The sequence below is a fragment of the Streptomyces sp. MS191 genome, assembly GCF_008042125.1.
In the GTDB taxonomy this organism is placed as follows: domain Bacteria; phylum Actinomycetota; class Actinomycetes; order Streptomycetales; family Streptomycetaceae; genus Streptomyces.
On record NZ_RDBI01000097.1, the window covers coordinates 1 to 998 of the forward strand.

General features: G+C 76.1%; 1 protein-coding gene. It reads left to right on the top strand.

The genetic code is table 11. The annotated features are described in order from the left end of the window. Positions 1-938, top strand: a 938-nt coding sequence (locus EAO71_RS35180; RefSeq protein WP_187282952.1) for an ERAP1-like C-terminal domain-containing protein, incomplete at its 5' end; no start/stop codon positions are given. Positions 939-998: the final 60 nt, after the last annotated feature.

Here is a 998-nt window from a genome sequence, read left to right on the forward strand (position 1 = left end):
ACCTCAGCTACGCCAAGGTGCGGCTGGACGAGACCTCCCTGGAGACCGTGCGCCGCACCCTCTCCGGCGTCCCCGACGACCTCACCCGGGCGCTGCTCTGGAACACCCTGCGCGACATGGTCCGCGACGGCGAACTCGCCCCCGAGGCCTACCTGGAGGCCGCCCACACCCACCTTCCCGAGGAGACCGACCTCGCGATCGTGCAGGGCGTCCTCGCCTTCGCCCGCGTCCAGATCGCCGACCGCTACCTCTCCGCCCACGAGCGGCCCGCCGCCCTGGCCCTGCTCACCTCCCTCGCCCGCGACCTCATCCGCCGCACCGAGGACGGCGAGGCACCCGGACTGCGCCTGACCGCCGTCCGTACCTTCATCGGCAGCGCCACCCAGCCCGACGCCATCGCCGCCTGGCTCGCCGAGGGAACCGTCCCCGGCGGCCCCGAGATCGACCCCGAGCTGCGCTGGCTCGTCCTCGCCCGGCTCGCCGTCCTCGGCGCCCTCGACGAGGCCACCATCGACGCGGAGCTGGCCCGCGACCCCAGCGCCACCGGACAGCAGGGCGCGGCCCGGTGCCGCGCGGCCCTGCCGACCCCGGAGGCCAAGGCGGCCGCCTGGTCCCGGCTCTTCGACTCCGACGACCTGTCCAACTACCTCTTCGCCGCCACCGCCCAGGGCTTCTGGCAGCCCGAACAAGCCGAGCTGGTGGGGGAGTACGTCCCCCGCTTCTACCCGGCCGCCGTCGCGCTCGGCGACCGGCGCGGCGCCGCCATGTCCGAGGCCGCGGGCTCCCGCGCCTTCCCGGCCCACGCGGTCGACGACGCCTCCCTGGCCCTCGGCGAGACCCACCTCCGGGAGGACAGGATGACGCCCGCGCTGCACCGCAAGCTCGCCGACCAGCTCGACGACCTCCGCCGGGCGCTGCGGGTCCGCGGCAACGGGTGACCGGGCTCGCGGTGCCGGGAACCGCGGGGCCGCACGACCGGTAGCCCGTGCCGGGCGAGG